This window comes from Cupriavidus sp. BIC8F (assembly GCF_032465815.1).
In the GTDB taxonomy this organism is placed as follows: Bacteria; Pseudomonadota; Gammaproteobacteria; order Burkholderiales; family Burkholderiaceae; genus Cupriavidus; species Cupriavidus necator.
Genome location: NZ_CP136095.1, coordinates 248,892 through 271,586 on the forward strand (window position 1 = coordinate 248,892; position 22,695 = coordinate 271,586).

At 62.5% G+C, this 22,695-nt stretch carries 16 protein-coding genes; 6 read left to right on the forward strand and 10 right to left on the reverse strand.

The window, feature by feature from the left end:
* Entirely contained in the window at window positions 1–1,341 is a 1,341-nt protein-coding gene (locus RS901_RS21360) for an NAD(P)-binding domain-containing protein (RefSeq protein ID WP_316155535.1), read from the reverse strand.
* 389 nt (window positions 1,342–1,730) lie between these two features.
* Here RS901_RS21360 and RS901_RS21365 point away from each other — a divergent pair, with 389 nt between their 5' ends.
* Both RS901_RS21365 and RS901_RS21370 read left to right on the forward strand, forming a co-directional pair.
* Entirely contained in the window at window positions 1,731–2,390 is a 660-nt protein-coding gene (locus RS901_RS21365) for a sugar transferase (protein WP_316155536.1), read from the forward strand.
* 67 nt (window positions 2,391–2,457) lie between these two features.
* Window positions 2,458–3,477, forward strand: coding sequence for an ATP-grasp domain-containing protein (locus tag RS901_RS21370; protein ID WP_316155537.1), 1,020 nt, complete (start codon window positions 2,458–2,460; stop codon window positions 3,475–3,477).
* Window positions 3,478–3,702: 225 nt separating this feature from the next.
* On the opposite strand, the gene RS901_RS21375 is transcribed toward RS901_RS21370, so the two are convergent.
* Entirely contained in the window at window positions 3,703–5,259 is a 1,557-nt protein-coding gene (locus tag RS901_RS21375) for a glucosamine inositolphosphorylceramide transferase family protein (protein ID WP_316155538.1), read from the reverse strand.
* A gap of 393 nt (window positions 5,260–5,652) precedes the next feature.
* Here RS901_RS21375 and RS901_RS21380 point away from each other — a divergent pair, with 393 nt between their 5' ends.
* Window positions 5,653–6,777 carry an acyltransferase gene (locus RS901_RS21380; protein ID WP_316155539.1) on the forward strand — a complete coding sequence of 375 codons (1,125 nt, stop codon included), beginning with the start codon at window positions 5,653–5,655 and terminating at the stop codon, window positions 6,775–6,777.
* A 122-nt stretch (window positions 6,778–6,899) separates the two neighbouring features.
* Here the strand turns inward: RS901_RS21380 and RS901_RS21385 are convergent, their stop codons facing one another.
* The 8 genes from RS901_RS21385 to RS901_RS21420 form a co-directional block, all read right to left on the reverse strand.
* Window positions 6,900–8,018, reverse strand: a complete 1,119-nt coding sequence (locus RS901_RS21385) for a glycosyltransferase family 4 protein (protein WP_316155540.1) — start codon at window positions 8,016–8,018, stop codon at window positions 6,900–6,902.
* Window positions 8,006–10,033 carry an asparagine synthase (glutamine-hydrolyzing) gene (asnB, locus tag RS901_RS21390; RefSeq protein ID WP_316155542.1) on the reverse strand — a complete coding sequence of 676 codons (2,028 nt, stop codon included), beginning with the start codon at window positions 10,031–10,033 and terminating at the stop codon, window positions 8,006–8,008. The genes RS901_RS21385 and asnB overlap by 13 nt, the downstream gene beginning before the upstream one ends.
* A 19-nt stretch (window positions 10,034–10,052) precedes the next feature.
* The gene (locus RS901_RS21395) at window positions 10,053–11,138 is read right to left on the reverse strand and encodes an SDR family oxidoreductase (RefSeq protein ID WP_316155544.1); all 1,086 of its coding nucleotides are present in this window, start codon (window positions 11,136–11,138) and stop codon (window positions 10,053–10,055) included.
* 46 nt (window positions 11,139–11,184) lie between these two features.
* Window positions 11,185–12,462: a Vi polysaccharide biosynthesis UDP-N-acetylglucosamine C-6 dehydrogenase TviB gene (gene tviB, locus RS901_RS21400; protein WP_316157265.1), complete on the reverse strand. Its 1,278-nt coding sequence runs from the start codon at window positions 12,460–12,462 to the stop codon at window positions 11,185–11,187.
* 267 nt (window positions 12,463–12,729) lie between these two features.
* Entirely contained in the window at window positions 12,730–14,271 is a 1,542-nt protein-coding gene (locus RS901_RS21405) for a right-handed parallel beta-helix repeat-containing protein (protein WP_316155546.1), read from the reverse strand.
* A 168-nt stretch (window positions 14,272–14,439) separates the two neighbouring features.
* Window positions 14,440–15,516, reverse strand: a complete 1,077-nt coding sequence (locus RS901_RS21410; protein ID WP_316155548.1) for a hypothetical protein — start codon at window positions 15,514–15,516, stop codon at window positions 14,440–14,442.
* A 105-nt stretch (window positions 15,517–15,621) separates the two neighbouring features.
* Entirely contained in the window at window positions 15,622–16,740 is a 1,119-nt protein-coding gene (locus RS901_RS21415) for a glycosyltransferase family 4 protein (RefSeq protein ID WP_316155550.1), read from the reverse strand.
* Window positions 16,737–17,990, reverse strand: a complete 1,254-nt coding sequence (locus tag RS901_RS21420) for an oligosaccharide flippase family protein (protein WP_316155552.1) — start codon at window positions 17,988–17,990, stop codon at window positions 16,737–16,739. Before RS901_RS21420 ends, RS901_RS21415 begins: the two co-directional genes overlap by 4 nt.
* Before the next feature lie 652 nt (window positions 17,991–18,642).
* Here RS901_RS21420 and RS901_RS21425 point away from each other — a divergent pair.
* From RS901_RS21425 to RS901_RS21435, 3 genes are read left to right on the forward strand one after another with little or no spacing between them, the layout of a single operon-like run.
* Window positions 18,643–19,806 carry a polysaccharide biosynthesis/export family protein gene (locus RS901_RS21425; protein WP_316155554.1) on the forward strand — a complete coding sequence of 388 codons (1,164 nt, stop codon included), beginning with the start codon at window positions 18,643–18,645 and terminating at the stop codon, window positions 19,804–19,806.
* Window positions 19,807–19,817: 11 nt separating this feature from the next.
* Complete coding sequence (locus RS901_RS21430; RefSeq protein ID WP_316157266.1) at window positions 19,818–20,291, forward strand: low molecular weight protein-tyrosine-phosphatase; 474 nt, start codon at window positions 19,818–19,820, stop codon at window positions 20,289–20,291.
* Window positions 20,288–22,528, forward strand: a complete 2,241-nt coding sequence (locus RS901_RS21435) for a polysaccharide biosynthesis tyrosine autokinase (RefSeq protein WP_316155556.1) — start codon at window positions 20,288–20,290, stop codon at window positions 22,526–22,528. Before RS901_RS21430 ends, RS901_RS21435 begins: the two co-directional genes overlap by 4 nt.
* The last annotated feature ends 167 nt before the right edge of the window (window positions 22,529–22,695 follow it).

Consider the following 22,695-nt stretch of genomic DNA (forward strand, 5'->3'; position numbering starts at 1 on the left):
CTATTCCGCATTACTCCCGGGAGCTGGGAAAATGCTTTGTCCGCGCAAGCCGCTCCCACCATGTTCCTCAACCGGTTCTGACGGGATGGCCTGTGATGGGACGACACGATTCCCGGCCTCCTCTTGGAAGCATCTACTGATGTGTCGTGCCAAGTGTGGCGCCGCATATTTTGCGCCGTAGACGAAACGCAGCGCAGGACCGAAGCTCAACGCGGCAGCTGGCCCGATCACGTACAGGCCGCGTACATTGGTTTCGAAGTTGCCCGTCAGGCTTGGCGAGCCACTAACGAGTGAGAGCGAATTCCGGATCTCCTGGGAAATAAAGCAATGTCTGGCCAAATCAACCTTGAATCCTGTAGCGAGAACGACATGGTCGGCGCTAATGCAGGATATTTCGTTCCCGGACGCGATCTGCAGAACCATCTGACCATTCTTGAGTTCAGCATGCCTGATCTCAGTCTGAGCCAGGATATCAATCTTGCCCTCCACACGATTGCGCAGCCACCAAGCACCCGACGGTGCCCACCCGGTCTCCAGAATTCTCTTGCGACGTTGAAGATCCATCATGTGGAAGACAACAGGGTATTCGGACAGCAGGAAGGAAGTCAGCAGAGAACTGGGGCTATTTGAGTCCCAACCGCGCCCCAGGCCGACGCGCGCTCTGAGTAGCCTTGAGATGATCCCGCGGGAGGTACGCGGTTCACCACTCCAATTCACATCCGCTCCGCGCACGAGCAGGCGAACCCGCGCGCCGATCTCGCGCATCAGTGCAGCAAGCCCGATTGCCGATTGCCCCCCGCCGACAATCACGACATTCTTGTTCTTCGCCCAAGCCAGGCTCCCGAACTCGCCGGAGTGAACCACATAAGGCCTCGGCAAGCCCTGTAGTGCTGGAGGCGTTTGCGCAAATCCCTTCAGGCCCAATGCCAATACCACGCGCCGCGCCACCAGGGTGCTGTTGTCGCCCAAAGCCAGCCGGAAGAATCCATCCTTGCGGCGCATATCGACAACTTCCACCGGACGGAGATGACTGACCAGCTGCGACTGAAACCAAAGCCCGTAGTCCACGAAGTGTTCCACCGGCACGCGGATACCAACAGGCTGATATTCGAGACGATTGCGGCGGCAGTACTCTTCCATCGTGTAGCCGCCACACGGCGAATAGAGGTTCGAGGCAAATGGCTCCGAGCGTAACAGCATCCCGGGGGGCATGAAATTTTGCCAGGCATGCATGGGTTGCCCAAGAATCTGATGGGGCACGCCGGCCTTGGTCAGGTAAGCCGAAGCCGATAGGCCATAGGGGCCAGCGCCGATAATAACCGTATCCGTCGAGGAGATCATTATTGCTCTTCCCATTAAATTTGCCGGGCGCTTGCGGAGCCGCGCCGTGCGGCACAGCGGTTGCTCCTGTCGCGCGGCCCAGCCAGATGCGTCAATCTAAGAGCCGGCTAGCCGTGTCGTCCGTACGGGCGCGCACACACTCAATTTATGATTCCTTTCGGTGTCCACAGGCGGCTTGTGCACTCATGCAAGACGACTATGCGAGTTTTCGAGCGCAGCAGGGCCGCGGCTTTTTGCATCACCGGCGGCGCGGCGAAACGTGGCCTCGAACACATTTGATGCTTCACGCAGCGTCGCGGCTCTGGTTAGATTGACTCCAGTGCGGAAGTCCATTGCCTGTCGCGGCACGGCCATGAATTCCGCTGCGCGACGAACTGGACGGATCTAACATGAAGCGCTTGTTCGACATCGTTTTCGCCACCATGGCATTGCTTGTATTGGCAATCCCGTTGTTGATCCTGGCAAGCGCAGTGCGCTGGAATCTGGGCAGCCCGGTGCTGTTTCGTACACCGCGCGCAGGCCTCGACGGCAAGCCATTCGAGTTTCTGAAGTTCCGAACCATGACGAATGAGCGAGGCCCCGATGGCGAGCTCTTGCCGGATAATGACAGGCTCACGCCGTTCGGCAGGTTCCTGCGGCGCGCCAGTCTCGATGAGCTGCCCCAGTTCTGGTGCGTTCTGGTGGGAGACATGAGTGTCATTGGTCCACGCCCCTTGCCATTGAAGTACCTGCCGCTTTACTCACCGCACCAGGCACGTCGTCATCTGGTGCGTCCCGGCATCTCCGGCTGGGCACAGGTGAATGGGCGGAACTCCCTGAGCTGGGAAGACAAGTTTCGCTTCGACACCTGGTACGTCGACCACCTCTCTTTCCGGCTGGATCTGAAAATCCTCTGGCTAACGGTGGGGACCGTTATGCGCCGTCAGGGCATCAACGCGGCGGGAGACGTGGAAGTGCCGTCTTTCACAGGCAGTCCAGGCGTACAAGCGGTCAACGAGTCCGCGCCCGCGCCCGCGCCGAGAGGGGACAATCCGATTCAAGCGGCATGACGACGAGTTCCTATGCCGATTTCCGCTCTTCCCATGGCCAGGCTTCTCTCTTGAACGTGGAGTGAACATGAACGTCCTGCTGACGTGCGTTGGTAGAAGGCGCTATCTGGTGGAGTATTTCAAGTCGGAGTTGGACGGGTCTGGCCTGGTGCTTGGGGTGGACATGCATGCCGGTGCGCCCGCGGCGAGTGCGTGCGACAGGTTCCTGGTAGCGCCTGCACTCTATGCGGATGACTACATCGACTTCCTGGTTGATGTATGCAGGACGCATCAGGTCTCGGCGATCCTGTCGCTGAATGACCTGGAGCTTCCGCTCCTTGCCGCGCACGCACACCGGTTTCGCGAGGTCGGCACGACACCGGTGATCTCGTCGGAGGAGGTCATTCACCTTTGCGCGGACAAGTTCCTGACCGCGCAGTTCGCCGAGTCAATCGGGGTTTCCACGCCGCGCAGCTATGCGACCCTCGAAAGCGCCGAGCATGCCATTGCGTCGGGTGCGGTGTCCTTCCCTCTGGTGGTCAAGCCCCGCTGGGGCAGCGCGAGTTTTGGCATCTTCTTCGTCGAGAACCTGGAGGAGCTTTGTTTCGCCCATGCCTATTGCCAGCGAATCTGGCGGCAATCGAACCTGGCAAGAATGGGGCAGCCAGAATCACCGGTGCTGGTCCAGGAGGCGATCTCGGGCCAGGAGTACGGGCTCGACATCTTCAACGATCTCGAGGCAAAGCCGGTCGGGCTTGCGGTGCGCAAGAAGCTGTCGATGCGGGCGGGGGAGACGGATCGGGCAATCACTGTCGAAAGCAAGCCTTTCAGCGACCTGGCTTCGCGCATCAGCCGCGAATTGGGGCATATCGGCAACGTTGACTGCGATGTGATCGTGCGTGACGGGCGCCAGTACCTCCTGGAGATGAATCCAAGGTTCGGAGGCGGCTATCCCTTTACCCATCTGGCGGGAGCCAACCTGGTACGGGTGCTGCTGAATTGCTTGCGTGGCGGACAGCAAGGGCAGGAAGTCCACTATCAGGCCGGAATCGAACTGGCCAAGTGCGACTACCTGGCCAGCGTGGGCGCACGGGTTGAGCAAGGATGAAGACTGCCAACACCGTTCCGCCCACGCAAGGAAGGCGCGAGGCCAGCGATACAGCGGCTACGCAGAAACGGGTACGTTGCGCGGCTTGAGGGCCGCAGGGGCGCGCCCCTGCATCAGGGAGATCTCCTGTCACGGGCCACGCGAGCGGCGCCGCAACGGCAGCGCCGTGGCGAACGTTTGCAGCGCATACGGCCGTGAGTCGCAGCCGGCCTTCCGGCGCCCGCCCTACCCCTGCGCCCTGGCCCGGGACAGCGCGAATGCGCGGTAGGCGCGATCAATGCGCGAGGCGATCCTGCGCCTCAGCACCCAGTGGTTGACCACGTATCGCTTGCCATCCACCAGGATGCGATCGCCCCATTCGGAGATCGTGTGGAGTCCGTTCGGATTCATCCGATCGTTGCCCGGACCGACGACATGAATCACCTCTTCACGATAGAACTCCGGCGTGCAATGAAGGATGCGATTGACGGCAACGGCCTGTCCATATCCGCTCCTGCAAACCTGCGCCACGCGCAGCAGCTGATCGCCATCCCTGGTCACCGAGCCTGCTGAGCGAGATGAACAGTGATCGAACTTCACCGGATTCTGCGGATGCGCATGCCAGGGACCCAGCAGGTCCGATGCATAGCAAAGGCAAAGATTATCGAAAGCACCCATGGCTACGTCGGTGTACGCCAGCCAGAAGTAGTCTCCGTGCCGGAAGATCGTCGGGTCGGCGATTTCGACATTGTTCAGGAGCTCCACGACCTGTTGCCAGCGCCCGCTTTCGTCCAGGCGATTCAACACGCAACGGCGGCTCTGTCCCGACTCGGCGACGCAATACAAAGCACCGTCATGACGAAACAGGTAAGGAAATGACAAATGCCCCGGAAGCCCGAGATCGACCTCCTGTGGCCGCTCAGGCACGACGTATCCATCAAGCTTCAGTTTGACAATGCGGCCGATGTTCTGCCTGAGATCGAACTCCTCGCAATAAATCTCATCCTGACAGCCAGGCACGCCAAACGGGTCGGCCCAGTAGCGGCTTGGCCCACCATTGCCGATCCAGCGTACCGGGAGCTCCCGCGCACGCAGCGCCTCGCTTAGCCGCATGTCGACAACGCCTACCATCCATTCGTCGATCACCATGAAGCCTTTTAGCAACTTCCGGATCCGATTGCCCACGCCTCGCGCCTTCCACACCAACTGCGATGCAGACGTCGGATGCACGCCGTCCGGCTCCCATGCGCGGCGCGGCTCCAGCGCCCCAAGCACGGAAATCTCGCGTACCGCTGACAGCAACAGTGTCTGCGCAAAAACGCACAATCGTTCCAGCGGAATATGCTCGCCGGGCTCGGCATATGCCGCGGCGCTGTCGATCAGGGTGGTTACCTCGTCGGTGCTGGCAACCAGGTGCAACTGGATTCCCACGCCTGCCGCGATCGTCTCGAGTCCATGACGATGGTCGCCAAGCACGACGCCGTGCCCGTCACAAAGCCTCCATATTCCCTCGGCGGCCTGGCCATGCCGCCCGGCGTTGAGGCGGCCAGTGAGGTCGATGATTGCTTTGAACTGGCACGCCCCTGGGGGCTCGGCCGAACCGCCGGATCGCGCCGGCCCTGCGCGCCTCACATCGGACATCCCGACATCCGAGACAAAGGTTTCACAGAGGCTGCAGGCGCAAAGGCGATCCACCAATTGCCGCTGCCAGGATGCCGGGTTCCGCGAGTCAGGCACGACTACAAGGATCGGGACTGGCGCACTGGCTGGCGGCATGTACTCGCCCATGGCATTTTTCATCATTGCCTCGCGAACTAGATTGAGAATCGCAGTACGGTGAACGAGAGCGATCGCACACGCCTGACGCTGCAACGCGACACCGTGCCCTCGCGCAAGGATCCGAACCGAAGATTCAGTTCTTCGCTCCGCTCCAGGCCGAGCTCCTGGGTTTAGCTCCGGCGAGCGGCCTTGAAGGCCGTGGCAGCCCCCCAATGAAGCTTGGCCTGGAAAGGCCTCTCCTGTATTGAGCGCCAGATCGCAGCCATCGCCCAGTAGACTGAAGGCCTACGCCTCGATCATCCCTTTGATGGAAGGGAACCATAATCTCTAGACTTAGAGGCCGATACGCGGCAGCCCCGTCACGGCACTACCATGATGGAAAACGGGTATATATATTCGTGCCATATGGAGCACCGAATGGGTCAGTTCAAACCCCTTACGAGCCTGCGGGCATTTCTCGCCCTGTGGGTCTTGTGCAGGCATTGGTTTCATGTCTATGGCTCAGATCCGATGTTTATCGATATCGGCAGCGCCAACACCTTCTTCGACCATGGCTATCTCGGCGTCGACGGTTTCTTCATCCTGAGCGGATTCATCCTCACTTACAACTATGGTGCCTCGAATCGCCACCCGCTCGACAAGAGGAAGTTCATTGTCGCGCGCATCGCGCGCATCTATCCGGTACATATCGCATGTCTGCTGCTGTTCGCGGCATTCGCTATCGCCCGCGACTTTGCCTTGCACACCCACGCGCTGGGAACGCAGGACTACACGGCTTCCGGTTTCATCCTGACTGCCCTGCTGCTCAACGCGTGGCACTATGCCGGTCCGACCGGATGGAATGATGTGGCCTGGTCTGTCAGTGCGGAATGGTTTGCTTACGTCTGGTTCCCGGTGTTCCTGCTGGTGGCTCCCAGACACAAGCAGGTCCGCATCTTCGCGGTCGCCGGCCTGGCCCTGGCCGCGCTCGTGGCGGTCGAACTCACCTCGGCAGAGCACCTGTCGCTGGCCGGCGGCGTTGCGCGTCTCATTCCGGAGTTCCTGCTCGGGGTTCTGCTCTTTCGCTGGCGCGAAACGCTGCCGCAGTTTGAGGGTTGGGCTGGCGGCTCGCTCGTTTCGCTGCTGATCTGCGGCTTCGCCATCAAGGTTGGCGCGGACAGCCTGTTCGTGGCCGGTGCGGTATGCCTGATCTTCTTTCTCTCGTACAAGAGGGACGTGCTGACCCGTCCTCTGTCCTGGGCACCGCTGGCATTTCTTGGGGAGATCTCCTACTGCATCTACCTGGTCCAGCGCATACCGCAATACCTGTTTTCGTTCGCCAGAAGCAGGCTGCCCGAGCTTGCGGCAGTGCCTGCGCCAGTACAAGCTTTGCTGTTGCTTGTCCTTACCCTGGCGTTTGCTGTCCTGCTTCACTACCTGGTCGAGAATCCGATGCGCTCGTTCATCAATGACCGCTTTGGGGTGCGCAGACATGGCGCTAAATCCCTGAAAACGTCACCTTCCGAGAAGTTGGCCGTGAACAACCCTCCAAGGCGGATGTGACAAGGCATTGAGGGAGATTGGATACCGATCAGCCTGCCAGGTACGAATAGCTTGGCCGGAGATTTCGGAATACCCCTTCCGGAACGCGCAATTTGTGATCGTGTCGCCTGTCGCCGCGGCGTCTACCCGAGCCCCATCTCGCGCAGCATCGCGGCGTTGATCTTGCGCACGTCGTACTTGCTCTCGGCGATCTGGCGCGAGCGCCGGCCCATGCGCACAACCTGTTCCCAGTCGCCTATCAGCTGCATCATGGCCTGCTCCAGTGCGTCGACGGATTTGACCGGCACCAGCCGGCCGTTGTCGCCATCGACCACCGTCTCGCGGCAGCCCGGAGCATCGGTGGTGATGATGGGGCGGCCCATCGCCATGGCTTCAAGCACGGAATGCGGTGTGCCTTCTCCGTAGGAGGGCAGCACGAAGACGTTGCAGCCGGCGATGGCCGGACGTACGTCCGACAGTCGCCCGAGGAAGTCGACAGTCCCGTCGGCTACCCATGCGTCCAGTTCCTGCTGCGTGATGGCATCGGGGCTGTTATCGATCCAGCCAACCAGGCAAAAACGCGCGCCGGCGCTACGGGCCCGGACCCGCCGCGCCGCCTCGGCATACTCGCGCACGCCCTTGTCGCCCAGCAGACGGGCGATCAGCAGAAAGCGCGGGCCGTCGTCGGGCAGGGGTGCGACCCGGAAGCTGGCGACGTCGACGCCGGAGCCATTGACGATGCACGAGCGCCTGTCGGGCGGCAGGATCTCGGACCGGCGGAACAGCGCCTCGTCGTCGGGATTCTGGAAGAAGGTCGTATGCGCCCGGCTGAGCGCCAGCGCGTACAACTGCTGGGCCACGTTACGCAGACCGTTCCTGCCCTTGTTTTCGCGGAAGGCGTAGCCCAGGCCGGTGATCAGCGCGAAACGGCGAGGCACGCGGGCCAGCCATGCCGCCAGCATGCCGTAGATCACCGGCTTGATCGTGTAGCTCATCGCGCAGTCAGGCCTGATTCGCCGCATCAGTCGATGCAGGGCGAAAAGCGTGCGCGCGTCGGCCAGCGGATTCTTGCCTGTACGTTCGAGAGGGAAGTGATGCACGATCACACCGCGGGACTCCAGCTCGGCGCGGATGGGGTGTCCCGCTAGCAGTTCCGGCGCGGCGACATGCATTTCAAGGCCCTTTTCCTGCAATGCCGCCATGAGTGGGCCGCGAAACGCGATCAGCGACTCTGCAAAACCCGCGATCATCAGAAAGCGCATGCCGGCCTCCGGTTGGACACAATCTCCGAGACCTGCTGCGTGGGAGGCTGTCCGGTCTCGTGAGCCAACCACGCCTGAAACATAAGCACGCACCACAGCGGATGCTGCCAGTTGCGCCGCCCGGAAAGATGCTCGGCCCAGCGCCTGCGAACCGGCTCCGGATTCAGGTAACCCTCCCGCTGCAGGCGCTGCTCGTCAAGGAGATCCTCGGCCCAGCCACGCAGCGGTCCACGCAGCCAGGCGTCGATCGGGACGCCAAAGCCCATCTTCGGCCGCTCGATCAGTGCGCGGGGCACGTAACGGTCAAGGACGCGCCTCAGTACCCACTTGGTCGTGTAGCCGGCGCCTTCACGACGGATCTTGTAAGCCAGGGGCAGGCGCCATGCAAACTCAACTACGTGGTGATCGAGGAACGGCACGCGCGTCTCGAGGCTTCGCGCCATCGCCGCGCGGTCGACCTTGGTAAGGATGTCGTCGGGCAGATAGGTCAGCATGTCGGACGCCATCATGCGCTCTACGTCGCTCAGTCTCTCGAGCGAACCCCTGGCGCCGTCCAGCACACTGGCCGGCTCCGTCCCCCCCAGGACAATTTCCTTCGGGAATGGCCACTGGGAGACCAGGCCACGGTAGAGCTCGGTTGCAGAGCGCGCGGCCATGACGCCGGCACCTTTGTGGACCTTTTCGCCGACGTTGGCCCAGCGCGAAGCCATGGGAAACGATGCTGCAATCTGGTTGATCCGGTGCGGCGAGAGGCGGGTCAGCCCCCATGCCCCCGCGGCACGCATCGGGCGAGGAATGCGCGCAAGACGATGCCACAGTTCGGCCGTGAGCTGGTAGCGGTTATACCCGCCGAACAACTCATCGCCCGCGTCTCCCGAGAGCGACACTGTAACGTGCTGCCTGGCCAGCTCGCTGACAAGCAGCGTCGGGATCTGCGAGGAGTCGGCGAACGGCTCGTCGTAGATTTCCGGCAGGTCCGGGATGAGCGCCATTGCATCTTCCGGCGTGACGTACAGCTCGGTATGGCTCGTGCCCAGATGCCGGGCGACGGCCTTCGCGTGCGCAGCTTCGTTGTAGTCCGCGTCATGGAAGCCGATGGAGAATGTGCGGATCGCCTGCGACGACTGCGACTGCATCAGCGCCACCACGGTCGAGGAGTCGACTCCACCGGAGAGAAAGGCGCCCAGGGGCACGTCCGACATCATCTGGCGGCGCACCGCGTCGCGCAACAGCGCCTCCAGCCTGTCCACCGCTTCTTCGGGTTCACCTGAGAAGGGGTCTTGGTGGCCTCGCAGCGCCGCCGCCGCGCCAGACCAGTAAGTGTGCAGCACAGGCTCGGGCGCGTGCATGGAGACGGTCAACAGATGCGCCGGCGGCAGCTTGGCGATGCCGTGGTAGACAGAATGGGCGCCGCTCACGTTGTTGTAGCGCACGTACAGGCTCAGTGCGTCGCGGTCGATGCGGCCCTCGAATGCCGGGTGCGGGCGCAATGCCTTGAGTTCCGACCCGAACAGAAACGTACGGGCCCTGCCTGTCCCCTGCCAGCCGTAGTAGAGCGGCTTCTCGCCTAGCCGGTCACGCGCCAGCGTAAGCGTGCGCGTCTGCTGGTCCCACAACGCAAAGGCGAACATCCCTACGGCGCGCCGGACGGTGGCATCAGCGCCCCAGGCATCGATACCTGCGAGCAGTGTCTCCGTGTCCGAATGCCCTCGCCACTGAGGCGCGGCGCCGACGCCTTCCAGCTCGGCGCGGATTTCAAGATGGTTGTAGATCTCACCGTTGAAGACGATGACATAGCGGCCACTGGCCGCCCTCATCGGCTGCTGGCCAGCGGGAGAGAGGTCAACAATCGCCAGGCGCCGGTGTGCGAAGCCGAACGGTGCGTTCGGATCGCACCAGACCTCGCCGTGGTCCGGCCCACGGTGGCGGATCCGGTGTGCCATGCCCGACAGCATGGCCGCTCGGTCGGCCAGAGCGGCAGGCAAGCCGCCGAGAAATCCTGCGAATCCGCACATCGTTCTCTTCCTGTTACGCTCAGAGGTCCAGTGCCTGATGCATCTGCACATACCAGTGCATCGCCTCGGCCAAGCCATCGCGGATGCGGTGGGTGGGCCGGTATCCCAGCAGCCGTCGCGCCTTGCCGATGTCCGCCTGGCTGTGGCGCACGTCGCCCTCCCGGAAGGCGCGATAGACCGGTTCGGTTTCGGCAGCGATGCCGTAGGGGCCGAGCCCATCGCGAAGAAGCTGGAACAGCGTGCGCAGGGTGGTGCGGTCGCCGACGGCGATGTTGTAGACCTGGCTGCCGCCCTCCCCGCTTTCGCCGGCGGCAGCCAGCAGGTTGGCCTGCACGGCGTTCGCGACGTAGCAGAAATCGCGACTCGTTTCCCCGTCGCCATTGATGTAGACAGTTTCACGCCGCAGCAGGGCCGCGATCCATCGCGGGATCACGGCCGCATAGGCGCCGTTGGGATCCTGGCGCGGCCCGAACACATTGAAATAGCGCAGTCCGACGGCACGCACGCCGTAGCAGCGGGCGAAGACGTCGGCGTACAGCTCGTTCGTGTACTTGGTGACCGCATAGGGGCTCAAGGGCTTGCCAATGCTGTCCTCCACCTTCGGCAGGCCTGGGTGGTCGCCGTAGGTGCTGCTGCTTGCCGCATAGACGAAGGTTTTGACCTGGCCATCGCGGGCGGCGACCAGCATGTTCAGGAAGCCGCTGATGTTGACGCTGTGAGTCGAGATGGGGTCTTCCAGGCTGCGGGGCACGGAGCCGAGAGCCGCCTGATGCAGCACGAAATCCACCGGATACAAGTCGGCGGCTGCTCCCTTGGACTGAGGCCCGCGAAATAGCATGGCGCTGCGGCAGTGCTCGAAGTTGCGGATATCGCCTTCAATGAACTGGAAATTGGCCCACTGCCTGGGCGACACCAGCGCCTCGACCTCGCAGAGATTGCGGCGATGGCCAGTGGAGAAGTTGTCCAGGCCTATAACGCGCTGGTCTAGCCGCAACAATGTTTCCAGCAGATTGCTGCCTATGAATCCGGCGACGCCGGTGACAAGCCACGTGCATGGCGTAGCGGCCAGGCGGACCTTGAGAGGCGCGTAGCTGTTGGCTTCCATAGGTTGTTCTTGTGCCGTGCCGGTTCCGGCTGCTTTCCGGGCATTCCTACAGGCGTGCGTCAACTTCACTCCTCGGCAAGATCCCTTTCACGTCGAACAGCACCGCATGGGGCTTGCCGAAGGCCTTGATTGCTCTCACGCCCATGGTGACGAACTGGTGATGTGGCACGGCCAGCACGATCGCGTCGTACTGATCGTACCGCGGGGGCTCGCGCAGGCACGCCAGGCCATATTCCTCCTCGGCCTCCTCGACGTTGATCCAGGGGTCATAGACGTCGATCTCGGCGTTGTAGCCTCGCAGCGTCGTCACGATGTCCACGGCCTTGGTGTTGCGCACGTCCGGACAGTTCTCCTTGAAGGTCAGGCCAAGCACGAGGATGCGGCTGCCGAGCACGGGAATACCCCGACGCAACATGAGCTTCACCACCTCGTCGGCAACGTGGAAGGCCATCTTGTCGTTGATGCGCCTTCCGGCCAGGATCACCTGCGGGTGATAGCCGACCTCCTGCGCCTTATGCGTGAGATAGTAGGGATCGACGCCGATGCAGTGCCCGCCAACCAGGCCCGGGCGGAATGGCAGGAAGTTCCACTTCGTGCCCGCAGCCCTGAGCACTTCGAGCGTGTCGATTCCCAATTTATGGAAGAGCAGGCTGAGTTCGTTCATCAGCGCAATGTTCACGTCCCGCTGGGTGTTCTCGATGACCTTTGCGGCCTCAGCCACGCGAATGCTGCTCGCCCGGTGCGTGCCGGCCACAATGATCTTCCGGTAGAGCTCGTCGATGGCCTCGCTGGCCTCGGGCGTGCTACCGCTGGTAACCTTGCGGATATCCGGCAGCCGGTGTTCCTTGTCGCCCGGGTTGATGCGTTCCGGGCTGTATCCGCAGAAGAAGTCCGCGTTGAATTTCAGGCCGCTGTGCCGTTCCAGCACCGGCACGCAGATTTCCTCGGTGGCGCCGGGGTAGACGGTCGATTCGTAGATCACTACGGCGCCTGGCGTCATGGCGCGGCCCACTGTCTCGCTCGCCAGGATCAGCGGTGTCAGGTCCGGGCGCTTGGCCTTGTCCACCGGCGTGGGTACGGTAATGATAAAGACCTGGCAGTTCCTTAGGTCCACGGGGTCGCTGCTGTAACGCAGGTGGTGTGCGCTGCGCAGGTCATCCGGGCTGGCCTCCAGTGTGGCATCCCGTCCGCCGCGCAGCTCGTCGATGCGCACGGCATTGATATCGAAGCCGACGACGGGCCGATGCTTGCCAAACTCCACCGCAAGAGGCAAGCCGACGTAACCCAGGCCGATGATGGCGACTTGTGCGTGACTGAGGTCCATGGCCATGATCTCCTGGGTGCGTGCGCCCGAAAGCGGCGGCACGGGATAGTGGACTTATTTGAAGAATTATCGGGGGCAGGCGGCGCGCTGTGCGCGAGGCTTCGTGGCTTGGCGTACGAAAGACTGAATGCGCGTAGCGGACGCGCTGCGCTTCATGCCATAAAGAGGAGCTGGCAGGAAGTACTTCAATGGGTCGGCGTCCCCCGCAGGCCATTCGATGATGCTCACCACAACCGCGCTTAACGGCAGCAGCTCAGGGTGGTGGGTCTATTGACCGATCTGAATATGATCAGAAACTATGTTGTCCGCGCGATGGGCTCCCGGGCCCACGCCAATGAAGTAGTTTCCGTCGGTGCGGTTGGTGGTGAACGTATTGTTCCTGAAATCCGGAACCCGGATCAGCGAGATCACGAATCTCTTGCCGAAATTCTTGGTGTTGAAGTTGATCTTGTTGCCAGCAAAGCGCACGACTCCTCGCGTGATGTGAGGGAAGTAGTTATCGAAACCAGGATCGTGATTGCTGATAAAGGTATTGTTTTCCACCACCACTTTCGCATCCATGTCCGCGGCGATAAGGCCGACACCGGAGCTGGCGATAGTGTTTCCCCGAACGATGGTATTCACCCTTTGGATGGAACCGACTTCGTCTTCAAAGAATGGGTAGATTCCTCCGGTGGCGGTATCGATATGGTTGTTTTCAATGACTCCACCGGGAACGGACATGATCACCACGAATGGGAATCCACCAACCCGGCCAATGATCTCGGAGTTGCTGATGCGAACATTTTCGACGGTCTGCCCGTTACCCCCGGTCACGAACTGAGAGCCGCGGTTGTTCCTGAAGCGGCAGTTCTCGAAAACGATGTTCCCGGTCTTTGCCGAAGCACCATTGGCCGGCGTCCAGTTGGGCTCGATATCCACTCCCGCTGACGGGGCGTGATGGGGATAAGCACCATCGGTAAAGCCGGTGTCCCGGAAGGTGGAGTTGGTGAACTTCAGATTGACAGCCTGGATGACACTCACGCCCTGACGCGCATTGTTGTACACCTCGATGTTGTCGTAGACGCCGCCATCATCGGCAGTGTGGCTCGCCCCCACCAGGATCCCGTCGGAGGCGAAGTGATGGATCTTCATATGGCTGATCTCGTAGTTCCTGGCTGCGGAAGTCAGCATCCCATAGGAATCGGATTCTGCAAGGCCCTTGCCGTCCGCAGGGACCTGGCGCGTCATCTTGTCGAGATTTCCGTTTATCTCAAATCCAGAGACCCTGAAATTTTCGGCCCCCTCCAGACTGAAAGGATTCAACTGCTGGGTATGGCTGTACCACCATCGGCTCCCCCGAGTCGTGTCATTGGCCATGCGGAAGTCGCCTTTGACGGAAATAATGGCGCCGGTACAGCCAATCAGACTGAAGTTGCTGGCATTGGCATATTTGATGTGTTTATTTTTGTTCGCGCCCTCGCCGGATTCCTTGACGAAACGGTTGATATGATAGGTTCCGGGAGGAAAATAGACGATCATGCGTTGAGCGAATTTCTTATTCGAGATATCAGCCGCTATCTTCTGCAAGGCGTTGTATTCGTCCGTCGCACCGTCGCCTTTAAGACCATACGCAAGAGCGGATTTGACCGTGGCCTTGGGATATCGCTGCTGCTCGAGTGCCAGCAGTGGGCAATCGCCGCCTGCTGAGGGCGCCGCGGCCGCAGCGCGTGAACCTGATGCCCACGCTGTCACAGGCACAGCAGCCATAGCGGCCACCACCAGCAGCGCTGCGGCAGCGCTCGCCCCAAGTCGTTGGATAGCCCTCATCTGCCGCCCCCTGTGACTGAAATGCCTGACCAGGGAAGTCTCATCCGCTCCCGCCAGTTCCATCTGTACGCGAAGCCACATAGCGGGACCAGAACCGGACCGGGGGCTCTGCCACGTGCCCCAACCAGGATGCAAACAGCGGAACGCTCACGGGCTTGTTATCTCTTATTACCTGCTGCGCGCCTTGCCGACATAGCAGATCAGGATACACAGCAGCATCGGCAGGAACATCCACTTCTGGCGCAGCGAGATACCCAGATTTGCCGTCACCATTGCCAACAGCAGCCATGCGCTGCAGCAATATATCCACAGGAATGCCCGGTTTGGCAAAGCATGTCCGCCGCCCTTTCTCAGCATGCCCCAGGCTCCGGCTGCGAAGAGCGCCAGCAGAATCGCATTTTCAACCGAAGCGGCCAGGGCGAATCCGTTGACTGCCTCGAACGGCAAGGGACGAAACAGGAAGGCAAACAATTGCATTGGCAATGACAGCTCCGCGATATTGATGCCGCCACCGCCTTCCCGGTTATAACTCTGACGGCTTTCGATGTATTGCCCGATATCCGATGCCGTGCCCGCGTCGCCGAGGCCGGCATAGTCCAAGGCAAACGGCACGACGATGGCCGCGGAGCCCAAGGCAACGGCTGCAAGCCCCAGGCGCCATGCCAGAGATATCCGTGAGGAGATGATCTGTGACGCCGCTATCGCTACGATCAGCAGCCCCGCCATATGCGGCCTCACGACAAACATCGATGTCGCCGCAAGCACCATCACGCCGAATCGGCGCGGCATGGACAGGCTTGCCCATAGTGCCAGGCCTGCAGCCATGAAGGCGATGGAATCCTTGCCGATTGCCGCACTCCAGAAGCTGACTGAAGGCAGCAGGACGATCAGCGTACTCAACCACCGGACTCTCACGCCGTTCCCATCGACTACAGAACGTAGCGCGGAGTCAAAGGCCAGTAGTCCTAAAGCGCCAAAAATATTGAATACAAAGGAGACGCCCAGGAACGAGAAGCCGAGCATAGAGGAAAACAAATGAGCGAAGTAGCTCACACTCTCGGTGCCAACCGAAAACTCGGGATTCGGATCCAGCGAGAGCTGGTAGTAATCCAGCGCGTCCCCACCACTCTCCAGCACAACATTCGCGTAGAGCACGCAGAATACGCTGTGCCAGACATATAGGAACAGAACTCTTCCTGGTGTCGTCATACCGAACTTTCGCCCTGCTGCCAGGGCGATGACCATGCCAACCAAAAGCACGATAGACGCACTTATCACATGCCATGCCGAAGTTGCAAAGACCATGATCGAAATACTCTCAGTAGAACGCAACTGATCCAGGGCGCTGCTTCAACTCATGATCTCGACGACCTCGGCACGGGTCGAATGGACAGCAAGCAGCAAGTCTTCCCAGCGTGCCAGAATCGAGTGGCCCGCGTAGCCTTGTGCCGTCACCACCCCGCCCTGCGCCAGGCGCTTTTGCATACTGTCGTCCGAGATCAGGCGCAGCATCCGATCCGCCAACGCGTTGCTATCGTCTACGGGTACCAGCAGCGCATTGAAGCCATCGCGCAAGATCTCGCGAGGCCCCGTTTCACAGTCCGTCGACACCACCGGCAAGCCAAAGGCCATGGCTTCGATCAGCACCATGCCGAAGCCTTCATAGCGCGAACTCAGGCAGAAGATTCCTGCGTCGCGGTATTGCGCCGCAATCTGGCAGGTTGCCCCGGGCAGGCTGACCGAATCGTGCAGTCCCAGTTGGGCGCCAAGATGCTCCAGTTCGGCTCGGCATTCCCCTTCGCCCACGATCCTCAGCTTCCATCCCGGCGCTGCCGCCACCACTTGCTTCCAGGCGCGAAGCAGGATGTCGAAGCCTTTTGCCTCGGTCAGGCGGCCAACCGCGAGGACGGTTTTCGGGCGGGGCAGGCAGTCGGGCTCAGACAGATCAAAGGGCAGAGGATTCGGAATGGCTTCGACCGGGCGTGCGGGCTTGGTGCCGACATGCCAACGGGCCCGGTCGCGCTCGGTCAGTACCACCACCCGCTCGAAGTATCGCGCCGCCAGTCCCCGCGCCAGCCGACGGCTGCGTCGGCCCAGGTCCTGGTCGAAATGGCAGTGTTCCCATGCGATCTGCCGTACCGGCAAGCCGAGGCAGGCAGGCAGCGAGAACAATGCCAACATGGTGTCCACGCTGATCAGGACGTCAATGCCATGGTCAGCCACGTAGCGCCTGATTGCCAGTACCGTCGCGGCGTATTTCGACTTGAATGACGGCCGCGTGGTGTAGAGCGCATCGATCTGGATGGCCTCGTGGAGTGCGAACTGGCTGGCCTGACTGCAGAGGCTGAGGATCCGTACTTGCCAGCCTCGCCGCGCCAGCCCGTTGGCGACGACCGTGGTGACTCGTTCTGCGCCCGCGAGCAGGTCCAGTGTGCCGACCAGAAAGCAGACTGTTGGACGAGAAGTCATGCTGCCTGCTCCATTGCCGAAGGCTCGCGGGTTCGCAGGAAAAAGCCGATGCCGGCGCCCACGGCCACGATATTGCCCGCGAAATAACCGAGCACGGCGCCGTAGGCACCGTACGACGGAATGGCGATGAGATCGACCATAACCATGGTGCCAAGTACCAGCAGCCATTTCTCAAGAAGCCAGGCCGGCTTGCGCAGGTAAAGCACAAGAAGCGACAACCCGGCATCGGCGAACACGAGCCCGGAGGCCATCGCCGACCACCGCAACAGGTCCGCCGCCGCCTCGTAGTGGTTGCCATAGATCAGGGCGATGATCCAGGGCGCGCAGTAGGCGAGCACCGCGCCTCCCGCCACCCCCATGGCGACCATGCCGGCGACGACGTACAGCACATTGCGCCGTACCAGCGCCGTGGTCGGCTGCGCGTAGATCATCAACGGCGCCACCGAGCTGGCGATGATCGCGCTGAGCATCATGAAGTTGTCCAGAACCTGCATGGAGGCCGCATAGCTGCCAAGCTCGAACAGCGAAATGTGCGGCTTGAGCAGGAGCTGATCGATGCGCTTTGCGCTAAGCATCAGGATCAAGCCCGCCCAGAACACCGTGCCGTCGCGCAACAGCGTCCTGGCAAGCGACCAGTCAAGTTCGACCGCCACACGGGGGCTGCGCTTGCGGTAGTAGCGGGCGTGCAGCACGGCAGCCAAGAGGGCTTCCACGGCAATCACCCAGGCAAAGGCCGGCGCGGAGTCCGTGCCTGCCAGGTAGAGCGCAGAGACCGCAATCATCCGGAAGGCGAGGCCGACCATGCTGAAAATCACGGCCGGGCGGCTGTCGGTACGCGCCTGCAGCCATGTCCGGACCGCGCCGAAGGGTTCGCGGAACAGCATGGGGATGCCAGAGATGAAGACGATCACGACAATGATCTCGTCGTCTTCCGTCATTGCCACGACCACCACCAGCAGCAGGTAGCCCACCACGGCGGCAATCTCGCGCAGCCCGAATACATGGGCCAGCAGCCGGTGTTGCGCGGCCGGTGCCTGGTCCGCAACCAGGCGCGGGATGACCACTTCATTGCCACAGATCAGGGCGACCGCTGATGCAATCAGCACCAGCGACTGAGCATACTGGAACTCGGCAAAGCCTTCGGGGCCGACCGCGCGTGCGATCATGGCCACGCTCACGATGCCGAACACCACCTGCAGGCCACGCTCGAAGACCAGCCAGAATACATTGCGGGCGATCTGCATTTGCATGCCAGGTCTCTCCGGAAAGAAGATCGGAAAAGTCGTTGCCGGCAGGGCCGCCGGATGTGCCGCGCGCACCTGCCAGTCTTGCCGGTCTTCGTTGGAACCCCTATCAAAAAACACGCTGGCGTCGTCGCGCGGTCCTGCCGTACAACCGTTGCTGTCCGGGGCCGCGCGCCTTGCCAGGACCGCATTCGCTTCGTTCTGATGACGCATCCCGGCACTGAACCTCAGTTGCCGCGGCTGCGCCTGGCGCTGCCACCCGGTTGGCCGGGCGCTTGCACCGATTCTAAATATTCTGCCCCCCAGCAACTGCGCTCACTGTTGCCCCCCGCACACTGCGGGGCGCCCCGTCGGGGCTGCCCCCACGGCCATCGCCTATGCTCGATTCGCTGACCAGACATGCGGCCGTGCCGGCCGTGTGTTCCCGCAGACTACAGCCTGGCCGGGGTGGCACCATCGTCCAGATGGCCGTCTCATCCCGATGGAGGAGGGGAACCGCCATCCGTGCCCTGTTGTTTTCGGTCCTGCCGTGGTCGGGGCTCTCGCTTGAAAGCAATGTGTGTCAGCGCACCGAGACTTTCAGCCGGCATTCCTACGATCAGTGCATCGTGGGTGAAGTACCGGCCTGGTTGCCTGCCCGCTTCGCGAGGAGATCGCCGTGAGATCAATCTACAACTGTGACATCCAGCGCCCCAACCAGCCGCCGCGCCGCGGCGCGGCGTCCCTGCTGCCCCTCCTGGCCAGCGCGCTGCTGACGGCATGCGCCGCCTCGCCTGGCATGGTTTTCGACAGCAAGGCACCGGTCAAGGCGGTCGGACCCGACGCAACGCCCACCGTGACGCCGATCACGCTTGACCTCGTGCGCGAACTGCGCCACAAGGTCAAGCCCGCGAACGAGCGCGTCGAACAGCTGTACGCCCCGGCGCAGCCTTACCGGATCGGCCCGGGCGACATCATTTCAGTGGTGGTCTGGGACCACCCGGAGCTGGTCTTCCCGACCCAGACCTACAGCCCCGGCGCGAGCTACGAAATTCCCGCGTCGACCGGTGGCTCCAACCTGCCCGGCTACGTGGTGAGCGCACAGGGAGACATCCAGTTTCCCTATGCCGGCGCGCTCAAGGTCGCTGGCAAGACCGCCAACCAGGTGCGCGACGAAACCGCCCGCATCCTCTCCCGCGTGGTGCGCAATCCACAGATGACCGTGCGTGTGCTGGGCTTCCGCAGCCAGCGCGTCTATGTCGACGGCGAAGTGCGCACGCCCGGCATGCTCGCCATCGACGATGCGCCGATGACGCTGGTCGAAGCGCTCAACCGTGCCGGCGGCGTGCTGAACCTGACCGGCGACAACAGCCGCATACGCGTGACGCGCGGCGAGCGCAGCTGGTACGTCAATATCCCGGCCCTGCTGGCCAGGGGCGTCGATCCGGCCCGCATCATGCTGCGCTCCGGTGACATCGTGCGCGTGGAGCAGCGCGAGGACAACAAGATCTTCGTGACCGGCGAAGTGGCGAGACCGACATCGCTGCTGATGCGCAATGGCCGCATGACGCTGAACGAGGCACTGGGTGACGCAGGCGGCGTGAACCCGGGCACGGCCAACGCGGAGCAGATCTTCGTCATCCGCAAGGCGTCGAACGGCGAACCCGCGGTGTTCCACCTGGACGGCACCTCCCCGGCGGCGCTGGCCATTGCCGAAGGCTTTGAGCTGGAGCCGAAAGACGTGGTCTATGTTGACGCCCGCGACCTGGTTCGCTGGAGCCGCGTGATGAACCTGGTGCTGCCGTCCACGTCGCTGCTCGGCACTGCAGCAGGGATCAAGTGAGTGAAACCGGCATGCCCAGATCCATCCTCGTCGTCTGCCTCGGCAATATCTGCCGCAGCCCGATGGCGGCAGTGCTGCTCAACCGCGCCCTGCCCGGTTTCAAAGTGACTTCGGCCGGACTCGCGCCGCCTGTCGGCGCCGCGGCCGATCCGCGCGCCGTGCGCTTGCTGGCCCACGAGGGCTGCGACCTCGCCGGCCACCGGGCGCGCGCCGTCGATAGTGTCCTGGTGGAATCCGCCGACCTGGTACTGGTCATGGAAAGCCTCCAGCGGGAAGCGCTCGAACAGCGCTTTCCGCAGTCACGCGGCAAGACGTTCAGGCTTTGCGAAGGCATGGATCTCGACGTGCCCGACCCGTACGGCAGTTCGCAGCAGATGTTCAGCATTGTCCTGGAGATGATCAAGCAGGGAATCTTGTCCTGGTCGTCGCAACTGGAACAGGAGCACGCCATTGCGTCGATTGACAGCCAGAGGGAGGCGACATGAGAACGATAACCAAACAAGATGACGCGATCGAGGGAGCGGCAGACCCGGACAAGTCTGTCGACATGACCGCCTACCTCGACATTCTGGTCCGCTACCGCTGGACGTTCCTCGGCACCGCCATCTTCGTCGTCGCGCTGGGTCTGCTCTACGCCATGGTCGCCTCGCCGGTCTACCGCACCGACATCGTGGTCCAGGTGGAGGAGAGCAATGGTCCGGCTGGCGGCAGTGCAAGCAAGCTGTCCACGTCGACATCGCCGGCGCTGGACATCAAGCCGGCGCCTACGGCGGAAATGGAGCTGCTGCGTTCGCGCATGGTGGTGGGCAAGGCCGTGGCATCCCTGCATCTCGATGTTGAGGCGCAGCCGCGCTACTTTCCGTTGATCGGGGGGACCGTCGCGCACTTCAAGCGGGAACTGTCCAACCCGGGCCTGTTCGGCTGGGGTGGCTACGTCTGGGGAAGCGAATCGATCGCCGTCAAGGAGCTGGACGTGCCGGCGTCGATGGAAGACCGCAGGATCGACCTGACCGCAACTGGCAACGGTGGCTACTCGGTGTCGTTCAATGGCGGTGAGGCCAGGGCCAGCGGCAAGGTCGGCGCGCCCCTGTCGATCGCCACGCCGGCCGGCGCCGTCCGCCTGCTGGTCGGCGAGCTCGACGCACGCCCCGGCGCCAGGTTCGAGCTGCGCCGGCTGCCACGCAGCACCGCCATCGCACGCTTGCAGGGCAGGCTCGTGATCACCGAGCGCGGCAGGCAAAGCGGCGTGATCGGCATCTCGCTGGAAGGCGACAACCCTGCGATGGTGGCGGCCACGCTCAACGAGATCGGCAACGCCTATGTCGAGCAGAACGTGCTGCGCAAGGCTGCCGAAGCGGAGAAGTCGCTGGCCTTCCTGGAACAGCAGATGCCTCAGCTCAAGCAGCAGGTCGAGATCTCCGAGAACCGCTACAACGCCATGCGCAACCAGCGCGGCACGGTTGACCTGACCGAGGAATCCAGGCTGATGCTGAACCAGTCGGTCCAGCTCCAGACCAAGCTGCAAGAGCTTCGGCAGAAGCGGCAGGAGCTGGACTCACGCTTCATGCCCAACCATCCTGTCATTGCCCTGATCGACAGCCAGATCGCCAGCGTAAACGCCCAGATCAATGGCCTGTCGGGCCGCATCCAGAAGCTGCCTGACGTCGAGCAGAACGTGCTGCGCCTGATGCGCGACGTGAAGGTCAGCACCGAAATGCTGCAGTCCCTGCTGAACGACGTGCAGCAGCTCAGGCTGATGAAGGCCAGCAAGGTGGGCAACTCGCGCCTGGTCGACGCGGCGGAAGTGCCGATCGGCCCGATCCGCCCGAACCGCGAGGTGATTGCCACGCTGGCGGTCGTGCTCGGCCTCATCGCCGGCCTGGCGGCGGTGGTGCTGCGCCATGCCTTCAACGGCGGCGTTGCGGACGCGGACGAGATCGAGCGCAGGACGGGCCTGGTGGTCTACACCACGATCCCCTTCGCCCCGCAGGAGGCGCAGACGCAGGACGCCGCAAGCGGGGGCGGCTTGCTGGTACGCGAGCAGCCAGACGATCCCGCCGTGGAGACGCTGCGCAGTTTCCGCACCGCCCTGCAGTTCGCGCTGGCCGGCAACAAGAACCGGACCGTGGTCATCACGGGTCCGGCGCCCGGCGTCGGCAAGTCCTTTATCTGCGCGAACTTCTCGGTGATCGCCGCCAGCGGCCGGCGCGTGCTGCTGATTGACGCCGACCTGCGGCGCGGATCGCTGCAACGCCGCTTCGGCGCCCAGCGCACGCCCGGGCTCACCGAACTGCTGCTGGGCGCGCCGTTCGAACAGGTCGTGCAGAGAGAGGTCGCGCCTGGCCTGGACTTCATTTCGACGGGGAGCGAGCCGCCGCATGCGGCGGATGTCCTGCTCAGTCCCGCCATGGAGACCTTGCTCGACACGCTCACCAAGCGCTACGACCTGGTCCTGATCGACACCCCGCCCATCCTGGCCGCCACCGACGCCGGCATCCTGGCGGCCAAGGCCGCGGCGGTCTTCCTGGTGGCGCTCGCCGAGAAAACCACCGTGAACGAACTGCAGGCATCCTATCGGGCCCTCAAGCAGAGCGGGGCGGACGTCAAGGGTGTGCTGCTCAACGGGCTGCGTATCGAGGGGCGCTGGTACCGGGCGCATTACTACTTCGGCAAATACCGTTACCTTGGCGAGTACAGCGCGAAGCCGCCAAAACGGGCCTGAGGAAGGTCAGCCGGCATTGACCACGACCAAGGAAGCAGAAATACCGTAGGACTCCGGACTATCGCCGGCATGCAAGCCCTCCGTCCGCTGCCGGACCGGAGGGCTTGCCATGTGAAGTCGTGACAGCTACTGGCAAATACCGCCGGGTCAGCCAGCGGTCATTCAGG